Below are 15,757 nucleotides of genomic sequence, written 5' to 3' on the forward strand. Positions count from 1 at the left end.
CCCACTTACGATGCACTAATGACCACAACAGGGCGTACGGACGACGACGGGCTGCGCCTGATCCCCTTCCGGGGACTGCGTTATGTGCCCGCGCGCGTCGGCAGCCTCGCGGCCGTGACCTCCCCGCCGTACGACGTGGTGGTGCGGCCCGACGGGCTCCTCCACCTGGAGTCGGCGGACCCGTACAACATCGTCCGGCTGATCCTCCCGCAGGCGGCCACGCCCACGGCACGGCACCAGCAGGCCGCGCACACCCTCGACGACTGGCTCTCGGAGGGCGTCCTCGCCCCCGACCCGGAGCCCGCGCTCTACGTGTACGAGCAGCACGAGCAGCGCGGCGCCGGCCTGCTCCAGCGCGGGCTGATCGGCGCGCTGGCCCTCTCGGAGCCCTCCGAGGGCGTGGTGCTGCCGCACGAGGACGTGATGCCGCACGTCGTCGAGGACCGTGCCGACCTCATGCGCACGACGGCCGCGCACTTCGAGCCGCTGCTCCTGACGTACCACGGCGACGCGAGCGCCAACGGCAGCGCCCCGACCGGCGCGGGCGCGGTCATCGAGCGGACCGTACGGCGCGAGCCGCTGCTCGCGACGACCACCGAGGACGGCTACCACCACCGCCTGTGGGCGGTCACGGACCCCGCCGACCTCGCGGAGATCCAGGCGGACCTCGCGCACCACCAGGCGGTGATCGCGGACGGCCACCACCGCTGGGCCACCTATCTGCGGCTGCGCTCCGAGCAGTCGGCGCCCGGCCCCTGGGACTTCGGCCTGGTCCTGCTCGTGGACACGGCCCGCTATCCGCTGCGGGTGCGCGCCATCCACCGGCTGCTGCACCGGCTTCCGGTCAGCGACGCCCTGGCCGCGGTGGCCGAAACCGGTGCCTTCCGCATCCGTACGTTCGCGGTGCCGCTGCCCGACGCGCTCGACCTGCTCGCGGAGGCCACCGGCACGGGCAACGCGTTCCTGCTGGCGGGCGACGGACGCTTCCACCTCCTCGACCGCCCCGACACGGACCTGCTCGCCCGCACCGTCCGCACGGACCGCCCGCAGGCCTGGCGCGACCTGGACGCGACCGTGCTCCACTCCACGCTCTTGGACCACGTCTGGCGCATCCCGGACGCGCCCGAGGACATCATGTACATCCACGACACGGCGGCCGCCGTCGAGCAGGCGGAGCGGCGCGGCGGCACGGCTGTGCTCATGCATCCCGTACGCGAGGAAGTCGTCCGCGACCTGGCCCGCCAGGGCGTCACGATGCCCCGCAAGTCGACGTCCTTCGGCCCGAAGCCGGCGACGGGCCTGGTGCTGCGGAGCCTGACGGTGAACTGAGGCACGCGGATACGAGAAAGGGCGGCACCCCGGCCGGGGTGCCGCCCTTTCTCGTATACCTAACTGCCCGACTGCCTAACTGCCCACAGGAGCTCAGACCTTGTCGGCCGGGCCCTTGTCGTCCTCGACGTCGACGACGACGTCATCGGCGGCGTCGACATCCACATCCACGTCGACGTCCGCGCGGTCGTCGTCCTCGTCCGGCGCGCTGTCCGGCTCGTCGGCGGCGTACTCCGCTTCCCGCTCGTCGGCGATGTCGGCGTCCTCGTCACCGTCCTCGTCGAGGGCGTCCACGAAGTCCACGCCGTCCATCTCGGCCAGCCGGTCGGAGGCGTCGGTGGCGCCGTCCTTGTCGGACTCCACCGCCTTGGCGAACCACTCGCGCGCCTCGTCCTCACGCCCGGCGGCGAGCAGCGCGTCGGCGTACGCGTACCGCAGACGCGGGGTCCACGGCTGCACCGAGTTCGACGCCAGCTCCGGGCTCTGCAGGGTCACGATGGCGGCGTCCAGCTGCCCCAGGTCCCGCCGCGCACCGGCCGCGACCAGGCGCATCTCGACCTGGCCCGCCTTGTCGAGCTTCTGCACCTCCGGCGCACCGGCCATCTCGAGCGCACGCTCGGGCCGGCCCATGCCGCGCTCGCAGTCGGCCATGACGGGCCACAGCTCGACGTGCCCGGTCATCCGCCGCGCGGCGCGGAACTCGGCCAGCGCCTCGGAGTACTTCTGCGTCGCGTACGCCGCGAACCCGGCCGCCTCGCGGACCGCCGCCACACGGGACGCGAGCCGCAGCGCGATGCGCGAGTACGCGTACGCCTGCTCGGGCTCCTCGTCGATCAGCCGGGCCACCATGACCAGGTTCTGGGCGACGTCCTCGGCGAGGGTCTTCGGCAGGCTCATCAGCTCCTGGTGCACGTCCTCGTCGATCTCGTTGCCGGTGACGTCCTCGTCGATCGGTAGCCGCTTGATCGGCTCGCGGTCGCGCTCGCGCTCACGGCGGTCGTCGCCGCCACGGAACCCGCCGCGGTCGTCGCGGCCGCGGTAGCCACCGCGGTCGTCGTCGCGGCGCGGACCACGGTCGTCACGGCGGAAGCCACCGCCGCGGTTGTCGTCACGGCGGTCGTCGCGGCGCGGGCCGCGGTCGTCGTCCCGGCGCGGGCCACGGTCGTCACGACGGAAGCCACCGCCGGAGGGGCGGCCGCCTCGGTCGTCGCGGTCGTCACGACGGAAGGAGGGACGGTCGTCGTCGCGGCGGGGGCCACGGTCGTCGCGGCGGTCGTCGCGGAAGCTGGGGCGGTCGTTGTCACGGCGGAAGCCACCGCCGGTGCCGCCACGGCTGTCATCGCGGCGACCGTAGCCACCGCCACCGGTGGGGCGACCACCACGGTCGTCATCACGACGGGGACCACGGTCATCGCGACGATCGTCACGGAAGCTGGGGCGGTCGTTGTCACGGCGGAAGCCGCCGCCGGTGCCGCCACGGCTGTCATCGCGGCGGCCGTAGCCACCGCCACCGGTGGGGCGACCGCCACGATCGTCATCACGGCGCGGGCCACGGTCATCGCGGAAGCTGGGACGGTCGTTGTCACGGCGGAAGCCACCACCGGTGCCACCACGGCTGTCGTCACGGCGACCGTAGCCACCACCGCCGGTGGGACGGCCACCACGGTCGTCATCACGACGGGGACCACGGTCATCGCGGCGGTCGTCACGGAAGCTGGGACGGTCGTTGTCACGACGGAAGCCACCACCGGCGCCGCCACGGCTGTCGTCACGGCGGCCGTACCCGCCACCACCGGTGGGACGGCCACCACGGTCGTCATCGCGACGCGGGGCACGGTCATCGCGGCGGAAGCCGCCACCCGTACTGCCGCCCCGGTTGTCGTCACGACGGAAGCCACCACCCGTGCCACCACGGTTGTCGTCACGGCGGCCGTAGCCGCCACCGCCGGTGGGGCGGCCGCCTCGGTCGTCGCGGTCGTCACGACGGAAGGAGGGACGGTCGTCGTCGCGGCGCGGGCCACGGTCATCGCGGCGGTCGTCACGGCGGAAGCCACCACCGGTGCCACCACGGTTGTCATCGCGGCGGAAGCCGCCACCCGTGCCACCACCACGGTTGTCATCGCGACGGAAGCCGCCGCCGGTGCCGCCACGGCTGTCGTCACGGCGGCCGTAGCCACCACCGCCAGTGGGGCGACCGCCACGGTCGTCATCGCGACGCGGGGCACGGTCGTCGCGGCGGAAGCCGCCACCCGTACCGCCGCCACGGTTGTCATCACGGCGGCCGTAGCCACCGCCACCGCCGCCGGAGGGACGACCGCCACGGTCGTCGTCACGGCGCGGGCCGCGGTCGTCACGACCGCCCCGGTAGCCGCCCCTGTCACCGCCGTCACGGCTGCGCCCCTCGCGCTGCGGACGGTCCTCGGGAGAGTTGGTGGACATCGGTGCGACTCCTGTCTTCGGGTACTGCAGTCATTCTCGCGCAGTCGGCTGCCCGACGCGCTTCGGAAAATTGAAGCGAAAATAAAAAAGGACCCTTGGTCCCAGCGTGAACGCTGGGACCAAGGGTCCTTGAAAGATTGTTCGGCGGTGTCCTACTCTCCCACAGGGTCCCCCCTGCAGTACCATCGGCGCTGAAAGGCTTAGCTTCCGGGTTCGGAATGTAACCGGGCGTTTCCCTAACGCTATGACCACCGAAACCCTATCGGTTTCGAGCGAACAAGCACACTTTTTAATTAGTGGGTTCTGCTCAACCAGCAACTGTTCGTTGCTTCAGAACTAACACAGTGGACGCGAGCAACTGAGGACAAGCCCTCGGCCTATTAGTACCAGTCAGCTCCACCCCTTACGAGGCTTCCACATCTGGCCTATCAACCCAGTCGTCTACTGGGAGCCTTACCCTCTCAAGGAGGTGGGAATACTCATCTCGAAGCAGGCTTCCCGCTTAGATGCTTTCAGCGGTTATCCTTTCCGAACGTAGCCAACCAGCCATGCCCTTGGCAGGACAACTGGCACACCAGAGGTTCGTCCGTCCCGGTCCTCTCGTACTAGGGACAGCCCTTCTCAATATTCCTACGCGCACAGCGGATAGGGACCGAACTGTCTCACGACGTTCTAAACCCAGCTCGCGTACCGCTTTAATGGGCGAACAGCCCAACCCTTGGGACCGACTCCAGCCCCAGGATGCGACGAGCCGACATCGAGGTGCCAAACCATCCCGTCGATATGGACTCTTGGGGAAGATCAGCCTGTTATCCCCGGGGTACCTTTTATCCGTTGAGCGACGGCGCTTCCACAAGCCACCGCCGGATCACTAGTCCCGACTTTCGTCCCTGCTCGACCCGTCGGTCTCACAGTCAAGCTCCCTTGTGCACTTACACTCAACACCTGATTGCCAACCAGGCTGAGGGAACCTTTGGGCGCCTCCGTTACTCTTTAGGAGGCAACCGCCCCAGTTAAACTACCCATCAGACACTGTCCCTGATCCGGATCACGGACCCAGGTTAGACATCCAGCACGACCAGAGTGGTATTTCAACGGCGACTCCACAACCACTGGCGTGGCTGCTTCAAAGTCTCCCACCTATCCTACACAAGCCGAACCGAACACCAATATCAAACTGTAGTAAAGGTCCCGGGGTCTTTCCGTCCTGCTGCGCGAAACGAGCATCTTTACTCGTAGTGCAATTTCACCGGGCCTATGGTTGAGACAGTCGAGAAGTCGTTACGCCATTCGTGCAGGTCGGAACTTACCCGACAAGGAATTTCGCTACCTTAGGATGGTTATAGTTACCACCGCCGTTTACTGGCGCTTAAGTTCTCAGCTTCGCCCCACCGAAATGGAGCTAACCGGTCCCCTTAACGTTCCAGCACCGGGCAGGCGTCAGTCCGTATACATCGCCTTACGGCTTCGCACGGACCTGTGTTTTTAGTAAACAGTCGCTTCTCGCTGGTCTCTGCGGCCACCCCCAGCTCAGAGTGCAAGACTCATCACCAGTGATGGCCCCCCTTCTCCCGAAGTTACGGGGGCATTTTGCCGAGTTCCTTAACCATAGTTCACCCGAACGCCTCGGTATTCTCTACCTGACCACCTGAGTCGGTTTAGGGTACGGGCCGCCATGAAACTCGCTAGAGGCTTTTCTCGACAGCATAGGATCATCCACTTCACCACAATCGGCTCGGCATCAGGTCTCAGCCTTAACGTGTGACGGATTTGCCTACCACACGGCCTACACCCTTACCCCGGGACAACCACCGCCCGGGCTGGACTACCTTCCTGCGTCACCCCATCGCTTACCTACTACAAGTCTGGTTCGTCGGCTCCACCACTTTCCTTTCCCCGAAGGGTCCGGAACGGCTTCACGGACTTAGCATCGCCTGATTCGATATTGGGCGTTTCAAAGCGGGTACCGGAATATCAACCGGTTGTCCATCGACTACGCCTGTCGGCCTCGCCTTAGGTCCCGACTTACCCTGGGCAGATCAGCTTGACCCAGGAACCCTTAGTCAATCGGCGCACACGTTTCTCACGTGTGTATCGCTACTCATGCCTGCATTCTCACTCGTGAACCGTCCACCACTAGCTTCCGCTGCGGCTTCACCCGGCACACGACGCTCCCCTACCCATCACAGCGGGCGTTGGCCCTATTGCTGCAATGACACGACTTCGGCGGTACGCTTGAGCCCCGCTACATTGTCGGCGCGGAATCACTTGACCAGTGAGCTATTACGCACTCTTTCAAGGGTGGCTGCTTCTAAGCCAACCTCCTGGTTGTCTCTGCGACTCCACATCCTTTCCCACTTAGCGTACGCTTAGGGGCCTTAGTCGATGCTCTGGGCTGTTTCCCTCTCGACCATGGAGCTTATCCCCCACAGTCTCACTGCCGCGCTCTCACTTACCGGCATTCGGAGTTTGGCTAAGGTCAGTAACCCGGTAGGGCCCATCGCCTATCCAGTGCTCTACCTCCGGCAAGAAACACACGACGCTGCACCTAAATGCATTTCGGGGAGAACCAGCTATCACGGAGTTTGATTGGCCTTTCACCCCTAACCACAGGTCATCCCCCAGGTTTTCAACCCTGGTGGGTTCGGTCCTCCACGAAGTCTTACCTCCGCTTCAACCTGCCCATGGCTAGATCACTCCGCTTCGGGTCTAGAGCGTGCAACTCAATCGCCCTGTTCGGACTCGCTTTCGCTACGGCTTCCCCACACGGGTTAACCTCGCTACACACCGCTAACTCGCAGGCTCATTCTTCAAAAGGCACGCAGTCACGACTGCATGTGCAAGCACATACAGCGACGCTCCCACGGCTTGTAGGCACACGGTTTCAGGTACTATTTCACTCCGCTCCCGCGGTACTTTTCACCATTCCCTCACGGTACTATCCGCTATCGGTCACCAGGGAATATTTAGGCTTAACGGGTGGTCCCGCCAGATTCACACGGGATTTCTCGGGCCCCGTGCTACTTGGGTGTCTCTTAAACGAGCCGCATGAATTTCAGCTACGGGGGTCTTACCCTCTACGCCGGACCTTTCGCATGTCCTTCGCCTATTCATACGGTTTCTGACTCGTCTCACAGCCGGCAGACTGTGAAAAAGAGATCCCACAACCCCGTATGCGCAACCCCTGCCGGGTATCACACGCATACGGTTTGGCCTCATCCGGTTTCGCTCGCCACTACTCCCGGAATCACGGTTGTTTTCTCTTCCTGAGGGTACTGAGATGTTTCACTTCCCCTCGTTCCCTCCACATGCCCTATGTGTTCAGGCATGGGTGACAGCCCATGACGACTGCCGGGTTTCCCCATTCGGAAACCCCCGGATCAAAGCCTGGTTGACGGCTCCCCGGGGACTATCGTGGCCTCCCACGTCCTTCATCGGTTCCTGGTGCCAAGGCATCCACCGTGCGCCCTTAAAAACTTGGCCACAGATGCTCGCGTCCACTGTGCAGTTCTCAAACAACGACCAGCCACCCATCACCCCAAACCCGAAGGTCTGAGTGCACTGGGGCCGGCGACTGAAGGTGAAGCGGGCAAAGCCCGTGCCTTCAGACACCCAACAGCGTGCCCGGCCCTTCCCGCAGGTCCTCACGTTCCACGCCGAAGCAGTACTAGTGAAATCCTTACCGGAAGTGCCGAATAGTCAACGTTCCACCCATGAGCTGACCGTGCAGAACATTTGCCTGCAATCGGTACTGTGCTCCTTAGAAAGGAGGTGATCCAGCCGCACCTTCCGGTACGGCTACCTTGTTACGACTTCGTCCCAATCGCCAGTCCCACCTTCGACAGCTCCCTCCCACAAGGGGTTGGGCCACCGGCTTCGGGTGTTACCGACTTTCGTGACGTGACGGGCGGTGTGTACAAGGCCCGGGAACGTATTCACCGCAGCAATGCTGATCTGCGATTACTAGCAACTCCGACTTCATGGGGTCGAGTTGCAGACCCCAATCCGAACTGAGACCGGCTTTTTGAGATTCGCTCCGCCTCACGGCATCGCAGCTCATTGTACCGGCCATTGTAGCACGTGTGCAGCCCAAGACATAAGGGGCATGATGACTTGACGTCGTCCCCACCTTCCTCCGAGTTGACCCCGGCAGTCTCCTGTGAGTCCCCATCACCCCGAAGGGCATGCTGGCAACACAGAACAAGGGTTGCGCTCGTTGCGGGACTTAACCCAACATCTCACGACACGAGCTGACGACAGCCATGCACCACCTGTATACCGACCACAAGGGGGCGACCATCTCTGGCCGTTTCCGGTATATGTCAAGCCTTGGTAAGGTTCTTCGCGTTGCGTCGAATTAAGCCACATGCTCCGCTGCTTGTGCGGGCCCCCGTCAATTCCTTTGAGTTTTAGCCTTGCGGCCGTACTCCCCAGGCGGGGAACTTAATGCGTTAGCTGCGGCACCGACGACGTGGAATGTCGCCAACACCTAGTTCCCAACGTTTACGGCGTGGACTACCAGGGTATCTAATCCTGTTCGCTCCCCACGCTTTCGCTCCTCAGCGTCAGTAATGGCCCAGAGATCCGCCTTCGCCACCGGTGTTCCTCCTGATATCTGCGCATTTCACCGCTACACCAGGAATTCCGATCTCCCCTACCACACTCTAGCTAGCCCGTATCGAATGCAGACCCGGGGTTAAGCCCCGGGCTTTCACATCCGACGTGACAAGCCGCCTACGAGCTCTTTACGCCCAATAATTCCGGACAACGCTTGCGCCCTACGTATTACCGCGGCTGCTGGCACGTAGTTAGCCGGCGCTTCTTCTGCAGGTACCGTCACTTTCGCTTCTTCCCTGCTGAAAGAGGTTTACAACCCGAAGGCCGTCATCCCTCACGCGGCGTCGCTGCATCAGGCTTTCGCCCATTGTGCAATATTCCCCACTGCTGCCTCCCGTAGGAGTCTGGGCCGTGTCTCAGTCCCAGTGTGGCCGGTCGCCCTCTCAGGCCGGCTACCCGTCGTCGCCTTGGTAGGCCATTACCCCACCAACAAGCTGATAGGCCGCGGGCTCATCCTTCACCGCCGGAGCTTTCCACCCAGAAGCATGCGCTTCCGGGTCGTATCCGGTATTAGACCCCGTTTCCAGGGCTTGTCCCAGAGTGAAGGGCAGATTGCCCACGTGTTACTCACCCGTTCGCCACTAATCCACCCCGAAGGGCTTCATCGTTCGACTTGCATGTGTTAAGCACGCCGCCAGCGTTCGTCCTGAGCCAGGATCAAACTCTCCATGAATGTGTACCGGTAATCCGGTGCGCACACACGAAAGAGCGGGACGGTCATGTCGGAATAAGACCGACCGTCCTCAGCGTCCTCGCTGTGTAATTGCCTGCCGACCACGAGGGCCGCCAGGACTTTTCAAAGGAACCTCCAACCCAACCGACAAGCGGTGGGCCGGGGTTGTCAATCTGGCGTTGACTTTTGGCACGCTGTTGAGTTCTCAAGGTACGGACGCTTCCTTTGTTCCCGTTTCCGGGCCCTCCGGGCGCTTCCTTCGTTTCCGACTCTATCAGACTCTTTCGTGTCCGATTCCCGGTCGGCGGGATTCGCTTTCGGGGTTTTCGCTTTCGCGGTTTCCCTTTCGGCGTGGTCACTACTTTAGCTGATTTCCCGGGCGGCTCATAATCGAGCCACTGAATCCGAATTCCGGCATGCCGAAACAAGGACCCGTTGGGGTCAGTCGTAGGTAGTGGGTGGCCGCTTCGGGTTGCTGAACAGCAGGGCCCGTCTCAAGCGGCTCGGGCTACGTTAGGCGTCCGGCCGGGCCGAGTCAAGTTGCGCGGCGGCGTGGCTGATGCGCCCGGTACGGGCTGACTGTCGGGTCGTCAGAGATCCAGAACCGCCAGGGATGCGGGGCTCCGTCGCCGCCCACTCCGGTGCGCGGTCCGCTGCGTACCAGGTCGGCGGGTGGCGGGGCCCCCGTAAGTACGGAGAGCGGGGCATCCGTACCGGTGCAGAGGTCCGCGCCGTCGAGGGCCCGGTCGACGTCCAGGGCCGTGGCCAGCCGGGCCGGTCCTTTGGCCAGTTCCTTGTCATTTCGGGCCGAGATTCGACGTTTACGCGCGAGCTCCGCGCCCACCTGGATCTCGCCCGCCCGGAGCAGCACCCCGCTCGCCGCGCCCTCGGGCCCGCACACCACGTTCAGGCAGTGCCACATCCCGTACGTGAAGTAGACGTACGCGTGGCCGGGCGGACCGAACATCACGCTGTTGCGGGCCGTGCGGCCGCGGAAGGCGTGCGAGCCGGGGTCGTTCGCGCCGTCGTACGCCTCCACCTCCGTGAGCCGCAGCTCGACGGGGCCGTCGGCGGTGCGGCGCACGAGAGTGCGGCCCAGGAGGTCGGGGGCGACCTCCAGGACGGGGCGGTCGAAGAAACCGCGTGGGAGTGGCGTACGTTCGGGGCCCGCAATCATGGCGTCCGAGCGTACCCGGTGGGGGGTCGGAACCGGAGGCCGTGATTGTGCGTTTAGTGGGGGCAGGATCTATGGAGGGAACAGCATGGGGTTCAAGCGGCTGCTTGCGAGTCTGGGTGCCGGTGGCGCTTCGGTGGAGACCGAGCTGACCGAGGCGAACGTGGTGCCGGGCGGTGTCGTCCAGGGCGAGGTGCGGATCCAGGGCGGATCCGTGGACCAGCAGATCGAGGGGCTCTCGGTCGGTCTCCAGGCGCGGGTCGAGGTCGAGGGCGGCGAGCACGAGGCCAAGCAGGACATCGAGTTCACCAAGCTGCGCCTCGGCGGTGCCTTCGAGGTGAAGGCGGGCGCGGTGCACGTGGTGCCGTTCGGTCTGGAGATTCCTTGGGAGACCCCGGTCACCACGGTCGACGGCCAGCCGCTGCGCGGGATGCACATCGGTGTGACGACGGAGCTGGAGATCGCGCGCGCCGTGGACTCGGGCGACCTGGACCCGATCAACGTGCACCCGCTGCCGGCGCAGCAGGCGATCCTCAACGCCTTCATCCAGCTGGGCTTCCGCTTCAAGAGCGCGGACATGGAGCGCGGGCACATCCGCGGCACGCGGCAGCGGCTGCCGTTCTACCAGGAGATCGAGTTCTACGCGCCGTCGGAGTACCGGGGCCTCAACCAGGTGGAGCTGACCTTCGTCGCGGACGACCGCGCGATGGACGTCGTCCTGGAGATGGACAAGAAGCCGGGTCTGTTCAGCGAGGGCAGCGACTCGTACCGCTCGTTCCAGGTGGGTCTGCACGACTACCAGGGGACGGACTGGGCGGCATATCTGCACCAGTGGCTGGCGGAGGTCGGCGGCCGGCGCAACTGGTTCTAGGCTCGCCTTCGTCACTGGTTTCCGATCAGGAGGTGCCCGCGTGAGCGAGCTCAAGAGGCCGCCGCTCCCCCATGACTTCCACCCCGAGGTGCCCTCGTTCACCGTGGTGAGCGAGGACGTCCAGGAGGGTGCGCCGCTGCAGGACGCCCAGGTGTACGCGGCCGGGAACACGTCTCCCCACCTTCGGTGGGAGGGGTTCCCGGCGGAGACCGAGAGCTTCGCGGTGACGTGCTTCGACCCGGACGCCCCGACGGGCAGCGGGTTCTGGCACTGGGTGGTGTTCGACATCCCGGCGTCGGTGACCGAGCTCCCGGCCGGCGCGGGCAGCGGGAAGTTCGAGGGCCTGCCGGCCGGGGCGGTCCAGGTCCGCAACGACTACGGGTCGAAGGACTTCGGCGGGGCGGCTCCTCCGGCCGGGGAGTCGCACCGCTATGTGTTCACCGTTTACGCGGTGGATTCCGCGAAGCTGGGACCGGACGCGGACGCGTCGCCCGCCGTCGTCGGATTCAATCTGCGGTTCCACACGCTGGCACGCGCCCAGCTGATCGGTACGTACACGGGTCCCTCGAACAGCTGACTCCGGGTAGCTGATCGTTCCTTCATTGTTTGCCCTGCTCTGGTCTTGGAGAGATCAGAGCAGGGCATTTTTAATGCGTTGTCCGTCGTGGCGAGCCCGGCCAGAGTTGATCCAAGCCCGCCAGGGGGTGGGCCGGCACTACGCGGAGGTGGGCAGGATGCGGGACACGCTGGTACTGAATGCGAGCTTCGAGCCGCTGTCGACGGTCACTCTCAATCGTGCGGTCGTGCTGGTCCTCCAGGACAAGGCCGTCGTCGAGCAGGAGCATCCCGAGCTCCGGATGCGCGCGGCCGCGGTGGAGATACCGGTGCCGCGGGTGATCAGGCTCTGCCGGTACGTACGGGTGCCGTTCCGAAGACAGGCTCCGTGGTCGAGAAGGGGGGTGCTGGTCCGGGACCAGCACCGGTGCGCGTACTGCGGACGGCGCGCGACGACCGTGGACCATGTGGTGCCGCGGGCCCAGGGCGGGCGGGACAGCTGGCTCAATACGGTGGCGTCCTGCGCGGAGGACAACCACCGCAAGGCGGACCGGACGCCGGAGGAGGCGGGGATGCCGCTGTTGCGGGAGCCGTTCGTGCCGTCGCCTGCCGATGCGATGCTTCTCGGCATGGCGGCCGGGGATCGGTCCGCTCTGCCGGAGTGGTTGGCTCGTGGGGCGGCGTAGTACTGCTGTCTTTCGGGTGCGGGCCGTCTTGGGCTGGTCGCGCCCGCGCGGCGGAGCCGCAAATGGACACAGCCCCGCGCCCCTTGGGGTGACCCGGCGAAGGCCCGCCTCCTCTTGGAGGCGGGCCCCACTTTTTCTCAGCGCAGTACCAACTGCACGATCGCCACCACTCCCACCGCGATGATCACCCCTCGTAGGACCGTGGGCTTGAGGCGGCGGCCTACCTTGGCGCCGATCTGGCCTCCTATCGTCGAGCCGACCGCGATGAGCAGGACCGCCGTCCAGTCGAAGTCGGCGACGAAGAGGAAGAAGACCGCGGCGACGCCGTTGACCAGGGCCGCGAGGATGTTCTTGACGGCGTTGATGCGTTGCAGGCTCTCGGAGAGCAGCAGGCCCATCAGGGACAGATAGAGCACGCCCTGGGCCGCGCCGAAGTAGCCCCCGTACACGCTGGCGAAGAAGAGGCCGATGAGCAGGACGGGGCCGCCGTCGGGGTGGGCCTTGGTGCCGTTGGCCTCGCGGCGGCGCTTGACGGCGGCGGCGATGCGCGGCTGGAAGAGGACGAGCAGCAGCGCGATGCCGACGAGGACGGGGACGATCGCGTCGAACGCGTCGGACGGCAGGGCGAGCAGCAGGATCGCGCCGACGAGTCCGCCGATCAGGCCGGTGGACGCGAGGCGCAGGATGCGGCGGGACTGGCCGCGCAGTTCGCGGCGGTAGCCGACGGCTCCGCTGATGGAGCCGGAGACCAGGCCGAGGGTGTTGGACACGTTCGCCGTGATCGGCGGCAGACCGGTGGCCAGCAGCACGGGAAAGGTGATCAGGGTGCCTGAGCCGACGATCGTGTTGATGGTGCCCGCGCCGATACCGGCCGCGAAGACCGCGAGTGCTTCCCAGATGGACAACGCCATCTCCTTACACAATCAGTGAGACGCCTCCCCGCCATGGAGGTCGAGGGGCCGCACTGATCATGCACGGATGGTGTACCGCACAGTCAACTGGTCTCAGTCGACGGGCGGTTCTTCGCGGCGCTCGGAGCCCGTGTTGAAGCCGGGCATCCCGCCACCGAGGTTGCCGAAGGCGCCGGACAGGCCCTTGAGCGCGTCGCCGATCTCGCTGGGCACGATCCAGAGCTTGTTGGCGTCGCCCTCGGCGATCTTCGGGAGCATCTGGAGGTACTGGTACGAGAGGAGCTTCTGGTCGGGGTCGCCCGCGTGGATGGACTCGAAGACCGTACGGATCGCCTGGGCCTCGCCCTCGGCGCGCAGCGCGGCGGCCTTGGCCTCGCCCTCGGCGCGCAGGATCGCGGACTGCTTCTCGCCCTCGGCGCGCAGGATCTCGGACTGCCGGACACCTTCGGCCTGGAGGATCGCGGCGCGCTTGTCACGGTCGGCGCGCATCTGCTTCTCCATCGAGTCCTGGATGGAGGTCGGCGGCTCGATGGCCTTGAGCTCGACGCGGTTGACGCGGATGCCCCACTTGCCGGTGGCCTCGTCGAGGACGCCGCGCAGGGCCGCGTTGATCTCCTCGCGGGAGGTGAGGGTCCGCTCCAGGTCCATGCCGCCGATGATGTTGCGGAGCGTGGTGACGGTGAGCTGTTCGATCGCCTGGATGTAGCTGGCGACTTCGTACGTGGCGGCGCGGGCGTCGGTCACCTGGTAGTAGATGACGGTGTCGATGTTGACGACCAGGTTGTCCTGGGTGATCACCGGCTGCGGCGGGAACGGCACGACCTGCTCGCGCAGGTCGATGCGGTTGCGGATCGAGTCGATGAACGGGACGACGATGTTCAGACCGGCGTTCAGCGTCCTCGTATAGCGGCCGAAGCGCTCCACGATGGCCGCGCTGGCCTGCGGGATCACCTGAATGGTCTTGATCAGGGCGATGAAGACCAGCACCACCAGAATGATCAGGACGATGATGATCGCTGACATCGCGTTCCCCGTGCCTTTCTTGCCTCTAGGAAGTGCTCGGGAGCTGTGCGGCTCCCGGCCCGGATGATCCTGGCATGGTTCACATGACGATGGCAGTCGCTCCGTCGATCTCGACCACATCGACCTGCTGGCCGGGGTCGAAGGACCGGTCGGCGTCGAGGCTGCGGGCCGACCAGATCTCGCCCGCCAGTTTGATCCGGCCGCCGCTGCCGTCGACCCGTTCGAGGACGACGGCCTGACGGCCCTTCAGCGCGTCGATGCCGGAGGCGAACCGGGGCCGCTCGGCGCTGTGCCGGGCCGCGATGGGCCGGACGACGGCGATGAGGGCGACGGAGACCACCACGAACACCAGCACCTGCGCGACGGTGCCCAGGCCCAGGCCCGCGGCCACGGCCGCGGCGACCGCGCCGACGGCCAGCATGCCGAATTCCGGCATGGCGGTCAGTACCAGGGGAATACCGAGACCCGCCGCCGCGATCAGCCACCCAACCCATGCGTCCACGAGGTCATGGTAGGTCCGGGCACCCCGTCACGGACAGTGTGCCCGGGGAGCGCCCGGGGTCAGCCGAGGGGCAGACCGGTCGCGGAGTAGCGGTCGCCGCGGTGTTCGACGACGAGCGGGAGTCCGAAGCAGAGGGAGAGGTTGCGGGAGGTGAGCTCGGTCTCCATGGGGCCGGCGGCGAGCACCTTGCCCTGGCGGATCATGAGGACATGGGTGAAGCCGGGGGCGATCTCCTCGACGTGGTGCGTGACCATGACCATCGAGGGCGCGTACGGGTCGCGGGCGAGGCGGCCGAGGCGGCGGACCAGGTCCTCGCGGCCGCCGAGGTCGAGACCGGCGGCCGGCTCGTCCAGGAGCAGCAGCTCGGGGTCGGTCATCATCGCGCGGGCGATCAGGGTGCGCTTGCGCTCGCCCTCGGAGAGGGTGCCGAACTTGCGGTCGACGTAGTCGGTCATGCCCAGCCGGTCGAGGAAGGCGCGGGCGCGCTCCTCGTCGACGGCGTCGTACTCCTCCTGCCAGGTGGCGGTCATGCCGTACGCGGCGGTGAGCACCGTCTGGAGCACGGTCTGGCGCTTGGGGAGCTTGTCGGCCATGGCGACACCGGCCATGCCGATGCGCGGGCGCAGCTCGAACACGTCGACCTTGCCCAGGCTGTCGCCGAGGATCTTCGCCGTACCGGTGGTCGGGAAGAGGTAGCTGGAGGCGATGTTGAGGAGGGTGGTCTTGCCGGCGCCGTTGGGTCCCAGGATCACCCAGCGCTCGCCCTCCTTGACCGACCAGGAGACGTCGTCCACCAGAGCGCGTCCGTCGCGGACCACGGATACGTCCACCAGCTCCAGTACATCGCTCATGAGCGCGTTGTCTCCCCATGCAATCGTCTTGAGGTCCGGGCTGTGCCTGTGGGCAGGGTCCCGGGGAAATCTCCCAGGGAAAACCTACGCCACCGAGGGAGTGGACCTGGCGTGAGGGCCAGTACC

The 15,757-nt window shown here is 65.9% G+C and carries 11 protein-coding genes and 3 rRNA genes; 4 read left to right on the forward strand and 10 right to left on the reverse strand.

Annotated features, from left to right (window positions below; all coding sequences use genetic code 11):
- The first annotated feature begins 18 nt into the window (after window positions 1-18).
- A complete protein-coding gene (locus BX283_RS12250; protein WP_101387652.1) occupies window positions 19-1,329 on the forward strand; it encodes a DUF1015 family protein in 1,311 nt (436 codons plus the stop codon).
- A gap of 93 nt (window positions 1,330-1,422) precedes the next feature.
- Here the strand turns inward: BX283_RS12250 and BX283_RS12255 are convergent, their stop codons facing one another.
- The 6 genes from BX283_RS12255 to BX283_RS12280 form a co-directional block, all read right to left on the reverse strand.
- Complete coding sequence (locus tag BX283_RS12255) at window positions 1,423-2,241, reverse strand: tetratricopeptide repeat protein (protein WP_180357139.1); 819 nt, start codon at window positions 2,239-2,241, stop codon at window positions 1,423-1,425.
- Complete coding sequence (locus BX283_RS42430; RefSeq protein WP_143676420.1) at window positions 2,226-3,683, reverse strand: hypothetical protein; 1,458 nt, start codon at window positions 3,681-3,683, stop codon at window positions 2,226-2,228. Before BX283_RS42430 ends, BX283_RS12255 begins: the two co-directional genes overlap by 16 nt.
- Window positions 3,684-3,907: 224 nt before the next feature.
- A 5S ribosomal RNA gene (rrf, locus tag BX283_RS12265) occupies window positions 3,908-4,024 on the reverse strand.
- A gap of 104 nt (window positions 4,025-4,128) precedes the next feature.
- Window positions 4,129-7,251 (reverse strand): 23S ribosomal RNA (locus BX283_RS12270).
- 281 nt (window positions 7,252-7,532) lie between these two features.
- A 16S ribosomal RNA gene (locus BX283_RS12275) occupies window positions 7,533-9,058 on the reverse strand.
- The 16S, 23S and 5S rRNA genes sit together here, the layout of an rRNA operon.
- Window positions 9,059-9,593: 535 nt before the next feature.
- Entirely contained in the window at window positions 9,594-10,235 is a 642-nt protein-coding gene (locus BX283_RS12280) for a DNA-3-methyladenine glycosylase (protein WP_101387654.1), read from the reverse strand.
- Window positions 10,236-10,320: 85 nt separating this feature from the next.
- On the opposite strand from BX283_RS12280, the gene BX283_RS12285 reads away from it, so the two are divergent.
- The 3 genes from BX283_RS12285 (at window position 10,321) to BX283_RS12295 (ending at window position 12,344) form a co-directional block, all read left to right on the forward strand.
- Window positions 10,321-11,103 carry a sporulation protein gene (locus BX283_RS12285; RefSeq protein ID WP_101387655.1) on the forward strand — a complete coding sequence of 261 codons (783 nt, stop codon included), beginning with the start codon at window positions 10,321-10,323 and terminating at the stop codon, window positions 11,101-11,103.
- Window positions 11,104-11,143: 40 nt separating this feature from the next.
- Window positions 11,144-11,680, forward strand: a complete 537-nt coding sequence (locus tag BX283_RS12290; protein ID WP_101387656.1) for a YbhB/YbcL family Raf kinase inhibitor-like protein — start codon at window positions 11,144-11,146, stop codon at window positions 11,678-11,680.
- A gap of 157 nt (window positions 11,681-11,837) precedes the next feature.
- Entirely contained in the window at window positions 11,838-12,344 is a 507-nt protein-coding gene (locus BX283_RS12295) for an HNH endonuclease (RefSeq protein ID WP_101392297.1), read from the forward strand.
- Between the two features lie 137 nt (window positions 12,345-12,481).
- Here the strand turns inward: BX283_RS12295 and BX283_RS12300 are convergent, their stop codons facing one another.
- From BX283_RS12300 to BX283_RS12315, 4 genes are all read right to left on the reverse strand, one after another.
- Window positions 12,482-13,255 carry a sulfite exporter TauE/SafE family protein gene (locus BX283_RS12300; RefSeq protein WP_180357140.1) on the reverse strand — a complete coding sequence of 258 codons (774 nt, stop codon included), beginning with the start codon at window positions 13,253-13,255 and terminating at the stop codon, window positions 12,482-12,484.
- 93 nt (window positions 13,256-13,348) lie between these two features.
- Window positions 13,349-14,278, reverse strand: a complete 930-nt coding sequence (locus tag BX283_RS12305) for an SPFH domain-containing protein (RefSeq protein WP_101387658.1) — start codon at window positions 14,276-14,278, stop codon at window positions 13,349-13,351.
- Between the two features lie 79 nt (window positions 14,279-14,357).
- Complete coding sequence (locus BX283_RS12310) at window positions 14,358-14,780, reverse strand: NfeD family protein (RefSeq protein ID WP_101387659.1); 423 nt, start codon at window positions 14,778-14,780, stop codon at window positions 14,358-14,360.
- Between the two features lie 59 nt (window positions 14,781-14,839).
- Entirely contained in the window at window positions 14,840-15,631 is a 792-nt protein-coding gene (locus BX283_RS12315) for an ABC transporter ATP-binding protein (RefSeq protein WP_101387660.1), read from the reverse strand.
- Window positions 15,632-15,757: the final 126 nt, after the last annotated feature.

The sequence above is a fragment of the Streptomyces sp. TLI_146 genome, assembly GCF_002846415.1.
In the GTDB taxonomy this organism is placed as follows: Bacteria; Actinomycetota; Actinomycetes; order Streptomycetales; family Streptomycetaceae; genus Streptomyces.

Coding starts and splice junctions, on each gene's coding strand:
- BX283_RS12300 (WP_180357140.1), bottom strand. CDS start 13,255: ATGGCGTTGTCCATCTGGGAAGCACTCGCGGTCTTCGCGGCCGGTATC.
- BX283_RS12315 (WP_101387660.1), bottom strand. CDS start 15,631: ATGAGCGATGTACTGGAGCTGGTGGACGTATCCGTGGTCCGCGACGGA.
- BX283_RS12285 (WP_101387655.1), top strand. CDS start 10,321: ATGGGGTTCAAGCGGCTGCTTGCGAGTCTGGGTGCCGGTGGCGCTTCG.
- BX283_RS12280 (WP_101387654.1), bottom strand. CDS start 10,235: ATGATTGCGGGCCCCGAACGTACGCCACTCCCACGCGGTTTCTTCGAC.
- BX283_RS12250 (WP_101387652.1), top strand. CDS start 19: ATGACCACAACAGGGCGTACGGACGACGACGGGCTGCGCCTGATCCCC.
- BX283_RS12305 (WP_101387658.1), bottom strand. CDS start 14,278: ATGTCAGCGATCATCATCGTCCTGATCATTCTGGTGGTGCTGGTCTTC.
- BX283_RS12295 (WP_101392297.1), top strand. CDS start 11,838: ATGCGGGACACGCTGGTACTGAATGCGAGCTTCGAGCCGCTGTCGACG.